General features: G+C 69.8%; 20 protein-coding genes. 7 read left to right on the top strand and 13 right to left on the bottom strand.

The genetic code is table 11. The features are described from left to right. Positions 1–90: 90 nt before the first annotated feature. The 3 genes from MKK67_RS20310 to modC form a co-directional block, all read right to left on the bottom strand. Positions 91–1,740, bottom strand: a complete 1,650-nt coding sequence (locus tag MKK67_RS20310; protein WP_243968774.1) for a TadG family pilus assembly protein — start codon at positions 1,738–1,740, stop codon at positions 91–93. Beyond that, the gene (locus MKK67_RS20305) at positions 1,737–2,141 is read right to left on the bottom strand and encodes a TadE family protein (RefSeq protein WP_243968772.1); all 405 of its coding nucleotides are present in this window, start codon (positions 2,139–2,141) and stop codon (positions 1,737–1,739) included. Before MKK67_RS20305 ends, MKK67_RS20310 begins: the two co-directional genes overlap by 4 nt. A gap of 163 nt (positions 2,142–2,304) precedes the next feature. Then, positions 2,305–3,411, bottom strand: a complete 1,107-nt coding sequence (modC, locus tag MKK67_RS20300) for a molybdenum ABC transporter ATP-binding protein (protein WP_243968770.1) — start codon at positions 3,409–3,411, stop codon at positions 2,305–2,307. Between the two features lie 65 nt (positions 3,412–3,476). On the opposite strand from modC, the gene MKK67_RS20295 reads away from it, so the two are divergent. Next, positions 3,477–4,133 (top strand): glutathione S-transferase family protein, encoded by a 657-nt coding sequence (locus MKK67_RS20295; RefSeq protein WP_243968768.1) that lies wholly within the window; start codon positions 3,477–3,479, stop codon positions 4,131–4,133. Between the two features lie 39 nt (positions 4,134–4,172). On the opposite strand, the gene modB is transcribed toward MKK67_RS20295, so the two are convergent. From modB to MKK67_RS20275, 4 genes are all read right to left on the bottom strand, one after another. Next, on the bottom strand, positions 4,173–4,865 hold the full coding sequence (modB, locus tag MKK67_RS20290) for a molybdate ABC transporter permease subunit (protein WP_243968766.1): 693 nt from the start codon (positions 4,863–4,865) through the stop codon (positions 4,173–4,175). 18 nt (positions 4,866–4,883) lie between these two features. Beyond that, on the bottom strand, positions 4,884–5,693 hold the full coding sequence (gene modA / locus MKK67_RS20285) for a molybdate ABC transporter substrate-binding protein (protein WP_243968762.1): 810 nt from the start codon (positions 5,691–5,693) through the stop codon (positions 4,884–4,886). Between the two features lie 118 nt (positions 5,694–5,811). After that, positions 5,812–6,129, bottom strand: coding sequence for a hypothetical protein (locus MKK67_RS20280; RefSeq protein ID WP_243968761.1), 318 nt, complete (start codon positions 6,127–6,129; stop codon positions 5,812–5,814). A gap of 37 nt (positions 6,130–6,166) precedes the next feature. After that, positions 6,167–6,310: a hypothetical protein gene (locus MKK67_RS20275; RefSeq protein ID WP_243968759.1), complete on the bottom strand. Its 144-nt coding sequence runs from the start codon at positions 6,308–6,310 to the stop codon at positions 6,167–6,169. A 278-nt stretch (positions 6,311–6,588) separates the two neighbouring features. Between MKK67_RS20275 and MKK67_RS20270 the strand changes: the two genes are divergently transcribed. Both MKK67_RS20270 and MKK67_RS20265 read left to right on the top strand, forming a co-directional pair. Then, on the top strand, positions 6,589–7,509 hold the full coding sequence (locus tag MKK67_RS20270) for a 50S ribosomal protein L11 methyltransferase (RefSeq protein WP_243968757.1): 921 nt from the start codon (positions 6,589–6,591) through the stop codon (positions 7,507–7,509). 30 nt (positions 7,510–7,539) lie between these two features. Further along, positions 7,540–7,728, top strand: coding sequence for an Rmf/CrpP family protein (locus MKK67_RS20265; RefSeq protein WP_243968755.1), 189 nt, complete (start codon positions 7,540–7,542; stop codon positions 7,726–7,728). A 15-nt stretch (positions 7,729–7,743) separates the two neighbouring features. On the opposite strand, the gene MKK67_RS20260 is transcribed toward MKK67_RS20265, so the two are convergent. Beyond that, positions 7,744–8,004, bottom strand: a complete 261-nt coding sequence (locus MKK67_RS20260; RefSeq protein WP_243968753.1) for a hypothetical protein — start codon at positions 8,002–8,004, stop codon at positions 7,744–7,746. 138 nt (positions 8,005–8,142) lie between these two features. On the opposite strand from MKK67_RS20260, the gene MKK67_RS20255 reads away from it, so the two are divergent. From MKK67_RS20255 to MKK67_RS20240, 4 genes are all read left to right on the top strand, one after another. Continuing rightward, the gene (locus MKK67_RS20255; RefSeq protein ID WP_243968751.1) at positions 8,143–9,975 is read left to right on the top strand and encodes an aminopeptidase P family protein; all 1,833 of its coding nucleotides are present in this window, start codon (positions 8,143–8,145) and stop codon (positions 9,973–9,975) included. A gap of 68 nt (positions 9,976–10,043) precedes the next feature. Next, a complete protein-coding gene (locus MKK67_RS20250; RefSeq protein ID WP_243968749.1) occupies positions 10,044–10,412 on the top strand; it encodes a hypothetical protein in 369 nt (122 codons plus the stop codon). Continuing rightward, positions 10,399–10,908 (top strand): hypothetical protein, encoded by a 510-nt coding sequence (locus tag MKK67_RS20245; RefSeq protein WP_243968747.1) that lies wholly within the window; start codon positions 10,399–10,401, stop codon positions 10,906–10,908. The genes MKK67_RS20250 and MKK67_RS20245 overlap by 14 nt, the downstream gene beginning before the upstream one ends. A 156-nt stretch (positions 10,909–11,064) precedes the next feature. Continuing rightward, positions 11,065–13,212: a protein-disulfide reductase DsbD family protein gene (locus MKK67_RS20240; protein WP_243968745.1), complete on the top strand. Its 2,148-nt coding sequence runs from the start codon at positions 11,065–11,067 to the stop codon at positions 13,210–13,212. Positions 13,213–13,225: 13 nt separating this feature from the next. On the opposite strand, the gene phoB is transcribed toward MKK67_RS20240, so the two are convergent. The 5 genes from phoB to pstC all read right to left on the bottom strand — a co-directional run bounded on the left by phoB (position 13,226) and on the right by pstC (position 17,921). Continuing rightward, complete coding sequence (gene phoB / locus MKK67_RS20235; protein ID WP_243968977.1) at positions 13,226–13,921, bottom strand: phosphate regulon transcriptional regulator PhoB; 696 nt, start codon at positions 13,919–13,921, stop codon at positions 13,226–13,228. 175 nt (positions 13,922–14,096) lie between these two features. Next, positions 14,097–14,819 carry a phosphate signaling complex protein PhoU gene (gene phoU / locus MKK67_RS20230; protein WP_058191433.1) on the bottom strand — a complete coding sequence of 241 codons (723 nt, stop codon included), beginning with the start codon at positions 14,817–14,819 and terminating at the stop codon, positions 14,097–14,099. A 315-nt stretch (positions 14,820–15,134) separates the two neighbouring features. Next, the gene (pstB, locus tag MKK67_RS20225) at positions 15,135–15,950 is read right to left on the bottom strand and encodes a phosphate ABC transporter ATP-binding protein PstB (protein WP_243968743.1); all 816 of its coding nucleotides are present in this window, start codon (positions 15,948–15,950) and stop codon (positions 15,135–15,137) included. Positions 15,951–16,034: 84 nt separating this feature from the next. Continuing rightward, positions 16,035–16,931, bottom strand: coding sequence for a phosphate ABC transporter permease PstA (gene pstA / locus MKK67_RS20220; RefSeq protein WP_243968741.1), 897 nt, complete (start codon positions 16,929–16,931; stop codon positions 16,035–16,037). Positions 16,932–16,943: 12 nt separating this feature from the next. Beyond that, complete coding sequence (gene pstC, locus MKK67_RS20215) at positions 16,944–17,921, bottom strand: phosphate ABC transporter permease subunit PstC (protein ID WP_243968739.1); 978 nt, start codon at positions 17,919–17,921, stop codon at positions 16,944–16,946. Between the last annotated feature and the right edge of the window lie 33 nt (positions 17,922–17,954).

The raw sequence follows: 17,954 nt of genomic DNA, 5'->3' as shown, positions 1-17,954 counted from the left end.
GCGTTGCAATCGGGAACGGCTTCTAAATCCTTGATTGAACGCGCTCGTTGACGCCGAACCGGTATCCACGTCGGCGGCGAGCGCTCTCAGTCACTGCACCAGCACGGCCTGGCTGCAGAGGGTGCCGTCCATCTCGACATCCGCGTAGCCGATCCGCAGGCCTAGGCTCTGCAGGACACCGTTGAGCACCAGATCGAGGGGCGCGGCAGCGAGGCTCAGCGTCGTCGCGAGGGAGGTCTGGAGCAGCGGGGTCAGGCCGAAGCCGTTCAGGTTGAGGCTGAGATTGCCCAGCAGGCTGCCGGTCAGCGACTGTGCGACGTTGGCCGACGACACCGTGCGCACGGTGTGGTTGGCGATGTCGGCATCCGTAAAGGTGAGCGTCTGGGTATTCGTGCCAATATTCGTCACCGTCCGGCCGCCGATGTTCACCAGCGGCAGCGCGATCAGCACGGCCGGCTGCGACAGGTCCGGGCTGGTCGTGCCGCCGTTGATCGAGGCGCGGTTCACCGCGGCGATGGCGAGGGTCGCGAGTCCGGTCTGGGCCTCGATGGTGGCCTGGCGGCCGCCGCCGGCCCCCGAGCAGGTGAGCGTGCGGAGCGTCGCCTGGGCGGAGGCGACCTCAGCGTAGATCGGTATGGAGACGGTCCCGAGGCCGAGCGGGGCCGAGACCGTGGCCTCGATCAGCAGCCGGGTTTGGGCGGTCTTCACCGTGGCGTTCGGGCTGCCGGGCCGGACCCAGCCGGAGCTGCGGCGGCGCTCGCCGATCGCCAGGGTCAGCCGCGTGGAGAGCAGCCCCGGCACGGTGGCTCCGAGGTCGATCGCCACTTGGTTCTGCCCGTTGGCGAGCGACGCGGTGGCAGCCACGAGGTCCATCAGGCTCAGCGACGGGCCGGCCAGACCGCGCCCAGGGGCCAGGGCCGCGACATCGCCCAGCGCATCGACCTGGCCGACCGGCACGAGGTTGCCGGCATTCGGCAGCGCGTTGAGGATACCGGAGAGGGCCGAGACCGCGGCGGAATTGCCCTGCGCGGCGACCCGCATCGCCATCAGCAACTGGCCGACGCTGGCATTCGCCTTGACGATGTCGGTGTAGTTCGCCGCCTGCAGGTTGAGGCTCGCCGACAGAGCGTCGAGGACGCGCAGGCCGTCGACATTTGCGCCGGCCAGCGCGTTGTAGTCGCCGACGCCCAGCGACAGCTTTGCTCCGAGCAACGCGCCGAGAACGGCGTTGGCGATGCCGCCGCTCAGGGCCGCGGTGCCCGAGCCGATCGTGAACGCCGCAAATTGCGCACTGGCGGCGGTGCCGGTGACCCGGATCGGCACGCTGCCCGGCAAGCCGATCGCCCGGCCGAAGGTCACCGGTACATTGGTCGACAGGCCGACCCGCACGGCGTTGGCAGGGCTCGCGCCAGAGTTGAAGCGGCTGCCCGGAACGACGTTGGGGGTGCTGGCATCGTAGCCGCCGGTTGCAACCGTCGCGCGCGCCGGGTCGAAACCGTTATCGACCAGGGAACGGCGCGCGACCGTGTCCGCCTTGGTCGGATCGATGGCCGCCAGCATCGCGGCGATATCGGCCGCGCCCTGTGCCTTGCGCCGCGCCTGGAACACCTGCCCGAGATCGATCCCGACGGCGCCGGCGCCCATCAGCAGGGAACTGCCGAGCGCCACCAGGATCACGACGTTGCCGCCCTGGGCCCGGCCGAAGCGCCGCGCCCGAATGGCGGCCCGCCATCCGGTCACAGGCCGCCCTTCCGGACGCTGATGCTGCTGCGCAAGACCGTGGGCAGCATCGGGATCAGCTTGGAGAAGACGTTGATGCCCAACGTGTTGGCATCCAGGGTCACGGTCACGGTGTAGAGCGTCGCATCGTTCGGATCGGGGCCAACCGTGACCTTGATGCTGTCCGGACGGAACATCGCGCCGCTGCTGAGGCTGCGGGTCACCATGGTCTGCGCCAGGGTCGCGCGCTCGGTATCGGTGACGCCGGCGATGGAGGCGCGGGCTGCCTCGGCGGCGATCTGACGGAGATTGTGGGCCGCGCCCAGGCAGATGCCGAAGGCGGTGATGCCGGCAAACAGCATCAGCACCACCGGCGCGACAAGGGCGAATTCGACCGCCGAGCTGCCGCTTCTGCAGCCCAAGCCGGAGCGTCCGTTTCGCCGAAGCACCTGGAGCCAGCCCATCGAAACGCCCTCCGGAACGCACGCCGCCTGGACAGCGCCACAACCCATGGTCGCATCGATTTTCTAATCAATGGTTGTAGTGTTTGTCTGAATTCCAGTGTTTCGAGCCGAATACCGGATGTCAGATGTCCACGGCCGGCCGCAGCGTCCCGATCTCCGACGGGGCGAAGGCGGCGCTCTTGATCACCGCGTGGACGGGGCGCCCCGGCGCCAAGCCCAGCTCGCGGACCGCGACCGCCGTGACGCGGGCGGCGATCAGCGCGCCGTTGCAATCGATCTCCACCGCCACCTCGGCGCCGCCGGGGGTCAGCGCCGCGATCCGGCCGGGGAGGATGTTGCGCGCGCTCAAACCCCGGGGGCGCTCGGTCGCCACCAGCACGTCGCGGGCGGGGATCCGCACCCGCAGCCGGGTCCCGAGCGGGCGCGTGCCCAGGCCCGGCACCAGCAGCTGCCCGGCTTGGCCCATGAGCCGGGTGAGTCCGGTCTCCGGATCGGCCCCGCCGACGACCATGTCGAGGAGCGCACCCGCCTCCGCCTCATGGACCGGAACGAGGTCGGCCCGGCGCAGGATCGCCTCGGCGGGACCCGATGCGGCCACGCGCCCCGCCTCCAGCACGATCACCGTGGTGGCGAGCCGCGCCACCTCGGCGACCGCATGGCTGACATAGACGATCGGCACGCCGGCCTCGTCGCGCAGGCGCTCGATATAGGGAAGGATCTCGGCCTTCCGGGCCTCGTCCAGGGCCGCCAGCGGCTCATCCATCAGCAGCAGGCGCGGCTTGGCGAGCAGCGCTCGCCCGATCGCCACCCGCTGGCGCTCGCCCCCGGACAGGCCCGCGGGCCTCCGGTCGAGGAGATGGCCGATCCCGAGCATTTCGGTCACCGCGGCGAATCCGGCCGGGTCGGCGGGCTGGCGCCCGAAGACGCGGCCGTAGCCGAGATTGCTCCGCACGCTGAGATGCGGGAACAGCCGCGCATCCTGGAACACCACCCCGACCCGGCGCCGGTGGGGCGGCAGGAAGACGCCGGCCGCGCTGTCCACCAGCGTGGCGCCGTCGGCGACGATCCGGCCGCGATCCGGCCGGGCCAGCCCGGCGATCAGGTCGATCAGCGTCGTCTTGCCGGAGCCCGAGCGCCCGAACAGAGCGGTTAGTCCCGGCCCGGCCTCGAACGCTGCCTCCAGGCTGAAGGCGCCGCGCTGGAGGTTGAGGTCGACCTTGATGCTCACGCGATTCGCCCCCGGCGGCACAGCAGGCGGTGATGCGCGTTGGCACCCGCCACGGAGCGCGCACGATGATCACCGTCCACCATCTCGAGAACAGCCGCTCGCAGCGCGTGCTCTGGCTGCTGGAAGAGCTCGGCCTGCCCTACACGGTGAAGCGCTACGCCCGGGATCCGCGGACCCTGCGGGCGCCGCCGGAACTCACTTCCATCCACCCGCTGGGCAAGTCGCCGGTCATCACCGAGGACGAGATCGTGGTGGCCGAGACTGGCGCCATCGTCACCTACCTGACCGATCGGGCCGGGGGCGCCCTGGTGCCCACGCCGGGAACGCCCGAGCGCGCGCGCTACACCTATTGGCTGCACTACGCCGAAGGCTCGGCCATGCCGCCGCTGCTGCTCAAGCTGGTCTTTTCGCGCCTCGCGCCGGGGAGCCCTTGGGCGCTGCGGCCCCTGGTCCGCCGGGTCGCCGAGACGGTGCTTAAAAATTTCGTCGATCCGGACCTGCGGCGGCACGCGGCGTTCTGGGAGCAGGAACTCGCCGACCGGCCGTATGTCTGTGGCGAGGCGTTCACCGCCGCCGACATCATGATGAGCTTCCCTCTGGAAGCCTTCGCGGCCCGCGGAACCGGCACCGGGCCGCAGGTTAAGGCTTGGCTCGCGCGCATCCATGCCCGCCCGGCCTACCGAAAGGCCCTGGAGCGGGGCGGCCCCTACGCCTATGCCTGAGCGGCGGTCGCGCCAGCACGCGGTCGATCGGGCCGCCATTCAATCCGCCCTCAGCCGGCGCGCGACGCGCGACGCCAGGAACTCCGAGACCAGCAGGGCCGTGACCGACAGGGCGACCGAGATCAAGGTCAGGCGCAGGGCCGGCCCCTCCCCACCCGGGACCTGGATCAGCGTGTAGATCGCCGAGGGCAGGGTCTGGGTCTCTCCGGGGATGTTCGACACGAAGGTGATCGTCGCCCCGAACTCGCCCATCGCCTTGGCGAAGGCGAGCACGGCGCCCGCGATGCAGCCCGGCAGGCTCAGCGGCAGCGTGACGGTGAGGAACACGGCGAGCGGGCCGGCCCCGAGGGTGCCGGCCGCCTGTTCGAGCTTGGGATCGACCGCCTCGATCGACAGCCGCATCGCCCGCACCATCAGCGGGAAGCCCATCACCGCGCAGGCCAGGGCCGCCCCGGTCCAGCGGAACGAGAAGACGATGCCGATCTCCGCGAGCGCGCTGCCGAGGACGCCGCGCCGGCCGAGCGCCAAAAGCAACAGATAGCCGGTCACCACCGGCGGCAGGATCAGCGGCAGGTGGACCAACCCGTCGAGGAGCGCGCGGCCGGGGAACCGGCGCCTTGCCAGCAGCCACGCCACCGCGAGCCCGGGCAGCAGGCTCGCGAGCGTCGCCACGCTCGCCACCCGCAGACTCAGGGCGACGGCCGTCCAGGCGTCGGGGGGCAGGCCGAGCAAGGCCGTGGGCGCGGGCGGCTACTGGCTGACGCCGGGCTTCTCGACCACCGTGAAGCCCTGGCGTTCGAAGAAGCCCCGGGCTGCCGGGCCGCGCAGATAGGTTAGCAGGGCGGCGGCATCCGGGTTGGCCGAATCCTTGAGGAGGGCCGCGGGATAGACGATCGGCGGGTGGCTGTCGGACGGGAAGGTCGCGACCACGTGCACGCTCGGATCTGCGGCCGCGTCGGTGGCGTAGACGATGCCCAGCGGCGCCTCGCCCCGGGCGACGAGCAGCAGGGCGGCGCGGACGTTCTCGGCCTGCGCGACCTGCCCCTTCACGGAGTCCCAGGCGCCGAGTTTCTCGAGGGCGGCCTTGCCGTATTTCCCGGCCGGGACGGCGTCGATCGTGGCCATGGCCAGCTTGCCGCCCTCGAGGATCCGGGTGAGCGTCGAGCCGAGATCCGGTGCCAGGGCGACTCGCGGATCCGAGCCGGGCTTCTTCGGACCGGAGGCGACCAGCACCAGCGCGTTGCGCAGGAGGTCGATGCGCGAGCCCGGCTTCAGGCTGCCGGCCTTCTCGGCATAGTCCATCCAGGCCTGATCGGCCGAGATGAACAGGTCGGCCGGTGCCCCGGCCTCGATCTGCTTGGCGAGCGCGTTCGAGCCCGCATAGGAGATCCGGGTGGTCTTGCCGGTCTCCTTCGTCCAGCCGGCAGCCGCGTCGTCCAGCGCGTTCTTCAGGCTCGCCGCCGCGAAGACCACGACCGGATCGACGGCTCGGGTCGGGCCGGCCGCCGGCACGAGGGCCAGCACGGCGAGCAGGGTCCAGATCCGTCGGGTGAGTCGCATCGGCTCGGGCATCCCCTGGGGCGACCCGTCGGCAGGCCGCCTTCGCCATCGACCTTAAGACGGGCGCCCCCGCGGGCCAAGCGCCGTTCAGGCTGTCGGCCCAGACGGCCCCCTGGGTTCACGTGTGCGGCGTCTCCCGGCGCTCCCGTGGCGCCGCCTCGGCGCGGTGCAGCTGGCTCAGCAGGACCAGGAGATGACCCGGCAACGGGCCGTCCGGCGCCGGACCGCCGAAGAGCCGCTCGCGCGGTGAAGGACGGACGGCGCCGTCGTTGACGACGACGGGTCCGCGCGGTCCGGAACGCCTGGACTTGGTCACGCTGTACGCACCCTGCTCGATCACGCCTCTGGCGAAAGCCGGCAAAAACGCCGGCTCCTGTCGCCGGTTCCGCAGGCAATCGGTGGATTCTGTGGTTAACGCGCAGACATCCTGCCGCATTCCTGGGCGCTCCCCGCCGCGAATCCGGATTTCCGGCTCACCAGGTCCGAATGTCCCGCCGCTCGCGCGTTTCGGTATCGGGCGCCGGCGTCATCCCGGTCGCAACCAGGACGGCCCAAAGCGTGACCACAAGGGTCGTGGTGAGGGTGACGGCGACGCTGACGAGCAGGGATGAGTTCATGGTGGCGCTGTCATTGATCAAAACGGGCGCGCCGGTTCACGAAGATCGGCGCGCCAGAGTTGAGGGTCTAGCCTTGGGGAGGCCGAGACTGTTGTAATCAGAGAAATTGTGATCGGAAACTGATTTAAATCGTTTTCGGCGCGCCGATTGTTAGATGTGTCGCAGCAGCAACAAATCAGCAATCCTGGTCTCCGGCGCTGCGAGATCGGGGCACCGGATGCGGATTTTTCGCGTCTGCCCCTGTGATGCGGCGCGCTCCGGGGCTACAGCCCGGCATCATGCTCGAAGGTCTGCCGCCCCACCGCCCGACTCACATCCTGCGCCTGACGACCGACGAGCGGTCGGCCCGGGCGATGACGGATCTGCTGGGCGAGATGTTCGATCCCACCGAGACCGCCGTCGCGGCGTTCGAGGATGCGGATGGCCGCACCTGGCGGCTCGAAGCCTACTTCGCCGACGCGCCGGACGAGGATTACGTCCGCGACTTGATCCGCCCGGTGATCGGGGACGAAGCGGACGTGGCCGAGTTCCGCACCATCGAGCAGCAGGATTGGGTCCGCACCTCCTTGGAGGGGCTCAATCCGGTCCGGGCCGGCCGCTTCCTCGTCCACGGCGCGCACGACCGCGACGCGGTGCGCGGCAACGACCTGCCGATCGAGATCGAGGCCGCCCTCGCCTTCGGCACGGGCCATCACGGCACCACCCTCGGCTGCCTGCACGCCCTGGTCTCTGAACTGAAGCAGCGGCGTCCGGCCCATGTCCTGGATGTGGGTACCGGGACCGGTATCCTGGCCTTTGCGGCCGCCAAGGCCCTGCGGCAGCCGGTGGTGGCCGGCGATCTCGACGGCGTGGCGGTGCGCACCGCCCGGGAGAACGCGCGTCTCAACGGTCTCGGACCCTACCTCAAGCTCTACGAAGGGCCGGGCGTGCGCCACCGGCTCGCGGACAGGCCGCGGCACTTCGACCTCGTCTTCGCCAACATCCTGGCGCGACCCCTGCGGCGCCTTGCCCCGACCCTGTCCCGGGTAGTCGCCCCCGCGGGGGTGCTGGTCCTGTCCGGGCTGATCGAACGCGACGTGGCGGGCGTGCTCTCGGCCTATCGCCACCAGGGTTTCCACCTCGTGCGGCACGGCCTGATCGAGGGCTGGGTCGCCCTGGTCCTGGCCCGCGGCGGTGCGGCGAAGCGGCCCCGGCGCTGAACCGGCGTCCGGCCGGCGCATTGCCCGGGCATGAGCCAGCCGCCGCACCACGATCCGCTCGCCGATCCCATCACCGAGGGCGCGCAGGCTCGGGCCCGCGGCCGGCCGAAAGATGCCTGTCCCTATCCGGCGGCGTCGCCGGCCCGCATCGCCTGGCTGAAGGGCTATGACGGCGTCCCGACCGGCCGAGCCCGGGATCTGCCGATCGCGGACGCCTGATCGGCGGGGCGCCACCTATCGCGCGGTCCGCAACTGCCTGAACAAGGCTGAATCCTCCGACGTCGTCTCAACGGCCGAGTTTTCCGCGTCATCCCTCTGCGCCACCGGAGCGCCCAACGCCGCCATCAGGACGCGCAAACCGTCGACCCACTCCTCGGCCTCCGCCAGCGAGCCGAAACCGTCGCGCCGAATCACGGTGTCGGGCTCGATCGTGGTGATGGCGTCGAAGAGGCCGTCGGGTCTGTCGCTGATCCGGTAGAAGACGCGGCGTGGCATGACTGGGAAGATAGGGCAAAGAACGGGCGTGATAAGATTGTCCGCGATGCTAAACCCTAGGTTATGGCTTCGTCTATGGATCTCACGATGGGTCCGATGCGGTTGCGATCATGGACCGCCGGGCGATAGGCTCTCGGCATGACAGAGCCCAGTCCGCCCCGCCACCGATTCCAGACCTTCGACGATCCGAGCCATCGCAAGGGCGCCGAGCGGATCGAGGCGTTGCGCGCGGCTTTGCGCGAGGCGGCGCTGGACGGCTTCGTGGTGCCTCGCGCCGACGAGCACCAATCCGAATACGTCCCCGCGGACGCGGAGCGTTTGGCCTGGCTCACCGGCTTCACCGGATCGGCCGGGACGGCGGTGATCCTCATGGAGTCCGCAGCCCTGATCGTCGATGGCCGCTACACCCTGCAGGCGCCCGAGCAGGTCGATACCGGTGTGGTCACCGTGGTGCCGCTGGCCGAATCGACCGCCGAGGCCTGGATCGCCGACAGCCTCAAGCGCGATCAGGTGCTGGGCTACGATCCCTGGCTGCACACCTCGGACGGCGTCGCGCGCCTGGAGCGGGCCGCGGTGAAGGCCGGCGGTTCGGTGCGGGCGGTGCCGAACCTGGTCGATGCCGTCTGGGCTGGCCGGCCAAAGCCGCCCGCCGGGCCGGTGGTCATCCATCCCGAGGCCTTCGCGGGCGAGACGGTCGCTGAGAAACTCACCCGCGTGCGCGAAGCCCTGGCCGAGGGCGGCTGCGACGCCCTGGTGATCTCGGACCCGCACAACCTCGCCTGGGCATTCAACCTGCGCGGCGCCGATGTCGGCCATACGCCCCTGGCGCTCGGCTACGCGATCCTGCCCCGCGAGGGGCGGGCTCGGCTGTTCCTGTCTTCCCCCAAGGTCGATCCGGCTTTGCGCACGGCCCTGGCGCCGGTCGCAGAGATCCTGTCGCGGGCCGACCTCGATGACGGGCTCGGCTCCTTCAGCGGCGTGCGCGTCCGGGTCGATGCCGCGACGGGCGCCGTCGCCCTGAAGGAGAAGATCGAGGCCGCGGGCGGGACCGCCGATATCGGCAAGGACCCGATCACCGCCATGAAGGCGGTCAAGAACGCCGCCGAGATCGCAGGCGCCCGCGCCGCCCATACCCGCGACGGCGCCAGCGTCGTGCGCTTCCTGGCCTGGCTCGACGGCGCCGCCGCCGCGGGGAGCTTGAGCGAGATCGCCGCCGTGGAGGCTCTGGAGGATGTCCGCGCAGCCGGCGGCGACCTGCGCGACGTGTCGTTCCCGACGATCTCGGGCTCCGGCCCGAACGGCGCGATCGTGCATTACCGGGTCACCCGCGCCAGCGATCGGGTCGTGCGGCCGGGCGAGCTGTTCCTGATCGATTCGGGCGCGCAATACCCGGACGGCACCACCGACATCACCCGGACGGTCGCGGTCGGCGAACCGACGGAGGCGATGCGCGACCGCTTCACCCGGGTACTGAAGGGGCACATCGCCATCGCCCGGGCGGTCTTCCCGAAGGGCACCACCGGCGCCCAGATCGACGCCTTCGCCCGTGCCCCGCTCTGGCAGGCCGGGCTCGATTTCGATCACGGCACCGGCCACGGCGTCGGCGCCTTCCTGTCCGTGCACGAGGGGCCGCAGCGCATCGCCAAGACCGGGACCGTGGCGCTGGAGCCCGGCATGATCCTGTCGAACGAGCCGGGCTACTACGCGCCCGGCGCCTACGGCATCCGGATCGAGAACCTCATCCTGGTCGAGCCGCGCGCGATCCCCGGCGGCGAGCGCCCGATGCTCGGCTTCGAGACCCTGACGCTCGCCCCCTACGACCGGCGGCTGATCCGCCCGGACCTGCTCGCGCCGGAAGAGCGGACTTGGATCGACGCCTATCACGCCCGGGTGCGTGACATCCTGGCACCGCTCGTCGACGCGGAAACGCGCGTGTGGCTGGAACGCGCGACGGCGCCTCTGGCGGGTTGAATGCGGGGAAGCCGCTCCGAGAATGGCCTTCGCGCCCTTGTGTGACCGAGGCCGGCTCGACAGATTGTGTGGACGACTTGGCTGATCGGGCGTTCGGTTTCGTCGCAGGCGAACCCGCCGGGATTGTAGAAGGTCGCCGGATCATGCCCAGACGTTCTCCAGATCTCGCCGAAGTCGCGAAGAAGGCAGCCAACGCATCCTTCGGCAGCGCCGTGGTGCAGGATGTCCGCCTCGGCGACATGGAAGGCTCCGACGGCGAGGACGTTCGGCGCGTCCAGCTGATCGTCTCCGACAACGCGATCGACCAGCTCGATGGCGACAAGCTGCTTGATGCCGGCTTGGCTATCCGCAAAGCCTTGCAGAAGGCCGGCGAGACGCTGCGCGTGGTCGTCGAGTATGCCGAGCAGCGCGAGCTCGACGAACTTGGCGCTGATTAATCCCGAGCATCTGTTCAGCCAGGCAGATGCGCTTCTTCTCCAAATCGGCCGCGGCTCGTTGCGGCAGGCTGATCTGCGCCGTACCTTCTCCAACGCCTATTACGGCCTGTTTCACGCGATCCTGACGGCTGCGGCCGACGAGGCGGTGGGGCGGACGCGGCGCAAGGATCCGCTCTGGACGCTGGCGTATCGTTCAGTCTCTCACCAGCGTTTGAAAAGCATCTGCAACGATCTCCAGGCCGCGACGCTCAAGCCGAAGATCAGGCGGTATGAGCCGCCCGGTGGATTTGGTGGTCACGTCATCACGATTGCCGGGGCCGCTTCGGAATTGCAGGATCGGCGGCACGCCGCCGACTACGATCCATCCCTGTCGTTCCTGCAAACCGACGCGCGGGCGGCGCTTCAGACCGCCCGGTCCGCGGTCAACCGGCTGGCCCATCTGAGGGCGGATCAGCGACGGGCGTTCCTCTACCTCATCCTGTTCGAGCCCCGCTGAGCGACCCCAGCGGCGTCATGGTCTCGGCCTCACCGCGCTGAGCGGAGGACAGGGCGCTGACCCCCGCGCTATAAGAGGCCTCGTCACGGAAAAGCCCGCCCCGGTCCCGAAGACATCCGGGTGAAACCGCGGGCGCTCCGCGCGCGAAGGGACAGCATGATCCGCCGCCTCGCCTTCCTGCTCCTGATGCTCGCCGCGAGCCTGTCGGCCGCGTCGGCGCAGGGCTTCCGCACGCCGCCCGATCTCGTGCGGGCGAGCCTCGTGGCCGAGCCGGTGGCGGTGGCCGGGGCGCAGCCGTTCACGCTGGCGGTGCGGATGCAGGTGAAGCCGGGCTGGCACGTCTACTGGCGCAATCCGGGCGATTCCGGCCTGCCGCCGGAGGTAACCTGGACCCTGCCGGCGGGATTCAACGCGGGCGCGATCCAGTGGCCGGCGCCTGAGCGCATCGCGATCGCGACGCTGATGAATTACGGCTACGAGGGCGAGGTCACGCTGCTCGTGCCGGTCACGCCGCCGCCGAGCCTCGACCCGGCCGATCCGGTGCGGATCCAGGCCAAGCTGACCTATCTGGTCTGCGAGACCGAATGCGTGCCCGGCTCCGCCGATCTCGCCCTGACCCTGCCGGCGGGCGAGCCCCGGCCGGACGCGGGCCAGACCGCCCTGTTCGAGCGCGCCCGGGCCGCCCTGCCCGCCCCGGCGCTCTGGCCTGTGCGCCTCTCGAGCCAGGGCGACACGCTGCAACTCGATTTTGCCGCGGCCGGCCTCAAGCCCGAGACCATCAAGGGCGTGGCCTTCTTCCCCTATTCCGAGACCGCGATCGACAACGCCGCCGCCCAGGTGATGGCGATCGACGAATCCGGCCTGCATCTCACGCTCGCCCGGAGCAACCCGGCCGAGCCGGCACCGGCCGCCCTGCCGGGGGTGCTGACCGTCGAGGAGGCGACCGGCGCCGGCACGCATCGCCTCGCCTTCGCGTACGGGGACGAGCCGGTCCCGCCGGCCTCGGCGGTGGCGGCCGAGACCTTGGCGACGCCGCCGCCCACCCCCGCGTTCGACGCGCTGACGCTGGCGACCGCGGCCGGGCTCGCCTTCCTCGGCGGCCTGATCCTCAACCTGATGCCCTGTGTCTTCCCGGTCCTGTCGATCAAGGTGCTTGGCCTTGTGCGGCACGCGGGCGAGAGCGCCGCCCGGGTCCGGCTGCACGGCCTCGCCTACACAGCCGGCGTGCTGGCGAGCTTCCTCGGGCTGGCCGGTCTGTTGCTCGCCCTCAAGGGCGGCGGGGCGGCGATCGGCTGGGGATTTCAGTTGCAATCGCCGGCCGTGGTGGCCGGGCTTGCTTACTTACTTCTCGCGATGGGCTTGAGCCTGTCGGGTGTGTTCCATCTCGGCGGGCGTCTCGCCGGCCTCGGCGACGGGCTGGCCCGGCGCTCGGGGCTCAGCGGTTCGTTCTTCACGGGCGTCCTCGCGACCCTGGTGGCGACCCCCTGCACGGCGCCGTTCATGGGCTCGGCGGTGGGCTTTGCCCTGACGCAGAGCGCCGGCGTCGCCCTCGCGGTGTTCGCGAGCCTCGGGCTCGGCCTCGCCCTGCCCTTCCTGGCGCTCACCCTGTGGCCGCCGGCCCTGCGGGCGCTGCCGCGGCCGGGCGCCTGGATGGAGACCCTGAAGCAGGTCCTGGCCTTCCCGGTCTACGCCACGGTGGCGTGGCTGGTCTGGGTCCTGGCGCAGCAGGTCGGTCCGCAGGGGCTGCTCGCCGCGCTGATCGGCCTGGTGCTGGTGGGCTTCGCCGCCTGGGCCTGGGAACACGGGCGCGCTACGGCTCCGCGGGTCGGGCGGATCGTCCAAGGGCTTGCAGCGCTGACGATCGTGGCTGTCGCGGCGCTCACCCTGACCCTCGACCGCGACCGGGCCGCCCCAGCTGCCCAAGCGGCCGCCAACGGCATCGAGCCGTTCACCCAGGCCCGCCTCGACACCCTGGTGAACGAGCACCGGCCGGTCTTCGTGAACATGACCGCTGCGTGGTGCATCACCTGCGCGGTCAACGAGACGACCTCGCTCTCGACCAAGGCGGTGCGGACAGCGATGGCGGACAGGGGTGTCACCTACCTAATGGGCGACTGGACCAACCAGAACCCCGAGATCACCCGCCTCCTGGAGACGCACGGGCGCAGCGGCGTGCCGCTGTACCTGCTCTACACGGGGACCGGCGAGCCGCAGGTGCTGCCGCAGATCCTCACCGAGGGGACGGTTCTGTCGGCCCTGGAGATGGTGCCGGCTGCCGGCAAGAACGCGGCGCTGGTCCGCTGACCGGAACGGCGCGCTAGGCTTCCAGCAAAAACGTCTCGTCGAAAGCGTAGCCCGAGCCTCGAACCGTGCGGATCGGGTCGGCCTGCCGCGGGGCGTTGAGCGCCTTGCGCAGGCGCCCGACATGCACGTCCACGGTGCGCTCGTCGATATAGACGTCGTGGCCCCAGACCCCGTCGAGGAGCTGCTCGCGGGAGAAGACCCGGCCAGGCGCCAGCATCAGGAATTCGAGCAGCCGGAACTCGGTCGGGCCGAGATGGAGTTCCTCGCCGGCGCGGCGGACCCGATGGCCGGTGCGGTCGAGCTCGATGTCGCCCGCTGCCAGACGATCCGCCACATGGGAGGGCTTGGCCCGGCGCAGCAGCGCCCGCACCCGGGCGAGCAGCTCCGGGACCGAGAACGGCTTGACGATGTAGTCGTCGGCACCCGTGCCGAGGCCCCGGACCCGATCGCCCTCCTCGCCCCGGGCGGTGAGCATGATCACCGGTAGCCGCTCGGTCTCGCGCCGGGCCCGGATGCGGCGGCACAGTTCGATCCCCGAGAGGCCCGGCAACATCCAGTCGAGCAGAACGAGATCGGGCGTGCGCTCGGCCAGAAGCAGCTCCGCGTCGTCGCCGCGCGTGGCGGAATCCACCAGAAAACCCTCGGCTTCGAGGTTGTAGCGCAGCAGGGTGGTCAGGGCCTCCTCGTCCTCGACGATCAGGACTTGCATGCTCACGTTCGATAACCTGTTCCGTAGACGGCACCGGACGGCTCGCCCGCGCCGGATCGCCCGGACGGGACGATGGTGCGGCAGACGCCGCGCTCCCTCAACCCGCCCGCGCCCTCAATCTGACTCTGCCCCACAGGAGGATTGCGCGCTGCCCGGACGCAACGCGGTCCGCGGGTCACGGGGCCGTGGCGGCGGGGCCGACCGTCGCGTAATTCGACGCATCGTTCTTCGGCCGCTCACCCGCCAGCGTCTCGCCGGTGGCGAGGTAGTGGATCGTCTCGGCGATGTTGGTGGTGTGGTCGCCGATCCGCTCGACGTTCTTGGCGCAGAACAGCAGATGCGTGCAGAACGAGATGTTGCGCGGATCCTCCATCATGTAGGTCAGGAGTTCGCGGAACAGCGAATTGTACAGGGCGTCGATCTCGCCATCCCGTTCCCAGACATCGTAGGCGGCCTTGACGTCGCGGCTGGCATAGGCGTCCAGGATGTCCTTGAGCTGCGCCTCGGCGAGGTCGCTCATGTGGCGCACGCCGAGCACGATCTTCTGGGCGGGCGCCTGATCGGAGATCGCGACGACGCGCTTGGCGACGTTCTTGGCGAGGTCGCCGATCCGCTCGAGGTCGCCGGAGACGCGGATCGCCGAGATGGTCTCGCGCAGGTCGATCGCCAGCGGCTGGCGCCGGGCGATGAGCAGCACGGCCCGCTCCTCGATATCGCGCTGGAGCGCGTCGAGCCGCTTGTCTGCGAGGATCACCGCCTGGGCGAGGGTGTCGTCCCGGCGAACCAGGGCGTCGGTCGCCTCGGCGGCCATCTTCTCGGCGACGCCGCCCATCTCGGAAATCGAGCGGCGGAGGTCATCCAGGTCGGTGTCGTAGGAGCTGACGATATGGCCGGGCATGGTGGATCCTTCGATGGCGTCCCGCAAACCTTGATCCGCGAGGTCTGGCGGAAACCCGCCGCTCCGAGCACGGATACCGCGGCGCGTTCCCCGGTATCCAATCCCTTGCGCAGTCTAGGACATAAGACGGAGAGTTGAGGATCGATGTCCCAAACCCAACACCCAACCACAATCGGCTGAACCAAGCCGATGTTCCCGGATCAACGCAGCATGTTCCGGAGCCGCACCGGCAGCCTTGCGATCGGGCGCGGCTCCAAGTCTTGTGGGCGGCATCCGAATGGGCGCCGGAACGGTACTCTACTTTACGGCGAATGCTTAGCCGAAGCGACCGGTGATGTAATCCTGCGTCCGCTGCTCGACAGGATTCATGAACATCCGGTTGGTCGGGCCGAACTCGATCAGTTCACCGAGATACATGAAGGCGGTGAACTGCGAGATGCGCGCCGCCTGCTGCATGTTGTGGGTCACGATGACGATGGTGAATTCGTCGCGCAGCTGCTCGATCAACTCCTCGATGCGGCCGGTGGAGATCGGGTCGAGCGCCGAGGTCGGCTCGTCGAACAGGATCACCTCCGGGCTCTGGGCCACGGTGCGCGCGATGCACAGGCGCTGCTGCTGTCCGCCCGAGAGCCCGGTGCCGGCCTGGCGCAACTTGTCCTTGACCTCATCCCAGAGGGCGGACTTGCGCAAAGCCTGCTCCACCCGCCCGTCGAGTTCGGATTTCGGCAGCTTCTCGTAGAGACGCAGCCCGAAGGCGACGTTGTCGTAGATCGACATCGGGAACGGCGTCGGCTTCTGGAACACCATGCCGATGCGCGCGCGCAACTCGTTCAGGTCGACGGAGGGGTCGAGCACGTTCTGGCCGTCGAGCAGGATCTGCCCCTCGGCCCGCTGCTCCGGGTAGAGGCTGTAGATCCGGTTGAAGCAGCGCAGCAGGGTGGACTTGCCACAGCCGGACGGTCCGATCAAAGCCGTGACCTGCCGGTCGTGGAAGTTGATGTCGACGTTCTTCAGCCCGTGGAAGCTGCCGTAGTAGAAGTTCAAACCCTTCACGGCGATCCGGACCGCCCCGCCCTCGTTGGCGTGGTTGCGGGTGAGATCGACCGTGGGGATCGCGGAGGCGGCGTTCATCGTCGTGTCCTCGAGAAGGGTCTCAAAGCATCAGCCCGAAAGGTGGCTTCCGGCTTTCGGGAAAGATGATGCAAAACCAGACGTCTAGCGCGACATCTGCGGCTTGATGACGAGACGGGCGATGATCGACAGCACCAGGATCGTCGCGGTGATCAGGAGCGCCCCGGCCCAGGCGAGGCTCTGCCAGTTCGGGTAGGGCGAGAGGGCGAACTGGTAGATCATCACCGGCAGGTTCGCGACGCCGCCCATCAAGTCGGGCGAGAACCAGGAATTGTTGTTGAGCGCCGTGAACAGCAGCGGCGCGGTCTCGCCGGCGATCCGGGCCAGGGCCAGGATGATCCCGGTGACGATGCCGGCCGAGGCCGCCCGCCACGTGACGCTCATGATCACCGTCGAGGGCGGGGCGCCGAGCGCCGCCCCGGCCTCGCGCAGGGTGCCCGGCACCAGGCGCATCATGTCCTCGGTGGTCCGCACGATCACCGGCACGGCGATGATCGCGAGCGCCACGCCGCCGGCCCAGCCCGAATAGGTCCCCATCGGCCGCACCATCAGGGTGTAGACGAACAGGCCGATCAGGATCGAGGGCGCCGAGAGCAGGATGTCGTTGAGGAAGCGGATCAGCCCGGCGATCTTGGAGAACCGGCCGTACTCGGCCAGGTAGGTCCCGGCCATGACGCCGATCGGCGTCGCGATCGTGATCCCGATCCCGGTGAGCACCAGGCTGCCGAGGATCGCGTTGGCGATGCCGCCGCCCTCGGAGCCGGGCCCCGGGGTCGGGTGCGTGAACATGGCGGGCGTGAAGCCCTGCACGCCCTGGATGATCAGCATCAGCAGGATCGAGCCGAGCACCACGGCGCCGACGATCGTGGCGACGAGGCAAGCGGTCCGCAGCACCCGGTCGGCGATCCGCCGGCTGGAGCGGACGCGCCCCGTGCGGCGCGGTGCAGATTCGGAGAGGGTCATGGGGTTGGACGCGTCCATCGTGAGCCCTCCTCAGGCAGCCTTGACGCGGCGCGTCAGCAGCCGGGCGATGATGAGCACCACGAAGGTGATGACGAACAGGATGCAGCCCAGAGCCATCAGCGCGTTGAGCTGGAGACCGTCCGCCTCGTTGAACTCGTTGGCGATGCGCGACGCGATGGTGGAGCTCGGGTCGAAGATCGAGGCGGAGAGGCGGTTGGCGTTGCCGATCACGAAGGTCACCGCCATCGTCTCGCCGAGCGCCCGCCCGAGCCCGAGCATGATCGCCCCGATGATCGAGACGGAGGCCTGCGGCACCAGCACGTGGCGGACCACCTCCCAGGTGGTGCAGCCGATCCCGTAGGCGCTCTCGCGCAGGACGGTGGGGATCTGGTCGAGCATGTCGCGGGCGATCGATGCGATGAACGGCACGATCATGATCGCCAGGATGATGCCGGCGGTGAACACGCCAACGCCGGACGGCACCCGGGCGTAGAACAGCGTGCCAACGATCGGCATGCCCTCGACAAGGTTGGAAACCGGGATCTGGATGAAGCGCGCGAAGAGCGGCGCGAACACGAACAGGCCCCACATGCCGTAGATGATGCTCGGCACCGCGGCGAGCAGCTCGATGGTCATCGCCACCGGCTTGCGCGCCCAGCCCGGGCAGAGCTGGGTAAGGTAGACGGCGATCCCCAGGGAGACCGGCACGCCGATCAGCAGCGCCAGGGTGGCGGAGGCCACGGTGCCGATCACGGCGACCAGGGAGCCGTACTGCTCGGTCCCAACGTTCCAGGCGCTCGAGGTCAGGAAGGCGAAGCCGAATTCGCGGAAGGCGGGCCAGCCGCCGTACAGGATCGACCCCAGGATTCCGGCGAGCACGACGAGCACGAACAAGGCCGCGCCGTAGGAGCAGACCCGGAACAGGGTGTCGAGGCTCCGGCTCGGCCCTTTGCGCGCGGCGGCGGCGCGGGGTCGTGCGAGGGCAATCGTCTCGGTCAAAGCGGGCATCCGCGATTCTCTGCGAAGGGGGCGTGGTAGCGC

The sequence above is a fragment of the Methylobacterium sp. J-072 genome (genome assembly GCF_022829425.1).
GTDB lineage: Bacteria > Pseudomonadota > Alphaproteobacteria > Rhizobiales > Beijerinckiaceae > Methylobacterium.
The sequence above is the reverse complement of the archived record's forward strand: the minus strand, read 5'-3'. Positions and strand labels throughout refer to the sequence as shown.

Excerpts from the sequence above, each read along its gene's own strand:
- MKK67_RS20295 (WP_243968768.1), top strand. The coding sequence starts at position 3,477 with ATGATCACCGTCCACCATCTCGAGAACAGCCGCTCGCAGCGCGTGCTC.
- modA (WP_243968762.1), bottom strand. The coding sequence starts at position 5,693 with ATGCGACTCACCCGACGGATCTGGACCCTGCTCGCCGTGCTGGCCCTC.
- MKK67_RS20280 (WP_243968761.1), bottom strand. The coding sequence starts at position 6,129 with ATGCGGCAGGATGTCTGCGCGTTAACCACAGAATCCACCGATTGCCTG.
- MKK67_RS20275 (WP_243968759.1), bottom strand. The coding sequence starts at position 6,310 with ATGAACTCATCCCTGCTCGTCAGCGTCGCCGTCACCCTCACCACGACC.
- MKK67_RS20270 (WP_243968757.1), top strand. The coding sequence starts at position 6,589 with ATGCTCGAAGGTCTGCCGCCCCACCGCCCGACTCACATCCTGCGCCTG.
- MKK67_RS20265 (WP_243968755.1), top strand. The coding sequence starts at position 7,540 with ATGAGCCAGCCGCCGCACCACGATCCGCTCGCCGATCCCATCACCGAG.
- MKK67_RS20260 (WP_243968753.1), bottom strand. The coding sequence starts at position 8,004 with ATGCCACGCCGCGTCTTCTACCGGATCAGCGACAGACCCGACGGCCTC.
- MKK67_RS20255 (WP_243968751.1), top strand. The coding sequence starts at position 8,143 with ATGACAGAGCCCAGTCCGCCCCGCCACCGATTCCAGACCTTCGACGAT.
- MKK67_RS20240 (WP_243968745.1), top strand. The coding sequence starts at position 11,065 with ATGATCCGCCGCCTCGCCTTCCTGCTCCTGATGCTCGCCGCGAGCCTG.
- phoB (WP_243968977.1), bottom strand. The coding sequence starts at position 13,921 with ATGCAAGTCCTGATCGTCGAGGACGAGGAGGCCCTGACCACCCTGCTG.
- phoU (WP_058191433.1), bottom strand. The coding sequence starts at position 14,819 with ATGCCCGGCCATATCGTCAGCTCCTACGACACCGACCTGGATGACCTC.
- pstB (WP_243968743.1), bottom strand. The coding sequence starts at position 15,950 with ATGAACGCCGCCTCCGCGATCCCCACGGTCGATCTCACCCGCAACCAC.
- pstA (WP_243968741.1), bottom strand. The coding sequence starts at position 16,931 with ATGGACGCGTCCAACCCCATGACCCTCTCCGAATCTGCACCGCGCCGC.
- pstC (WP_243968739.1), bottom strand. The coding sequence starts at position 17,921 with ATGCCCGCTTTGACCGAGACGATTGCCCTCGCACGACCCCGCGCCGCC.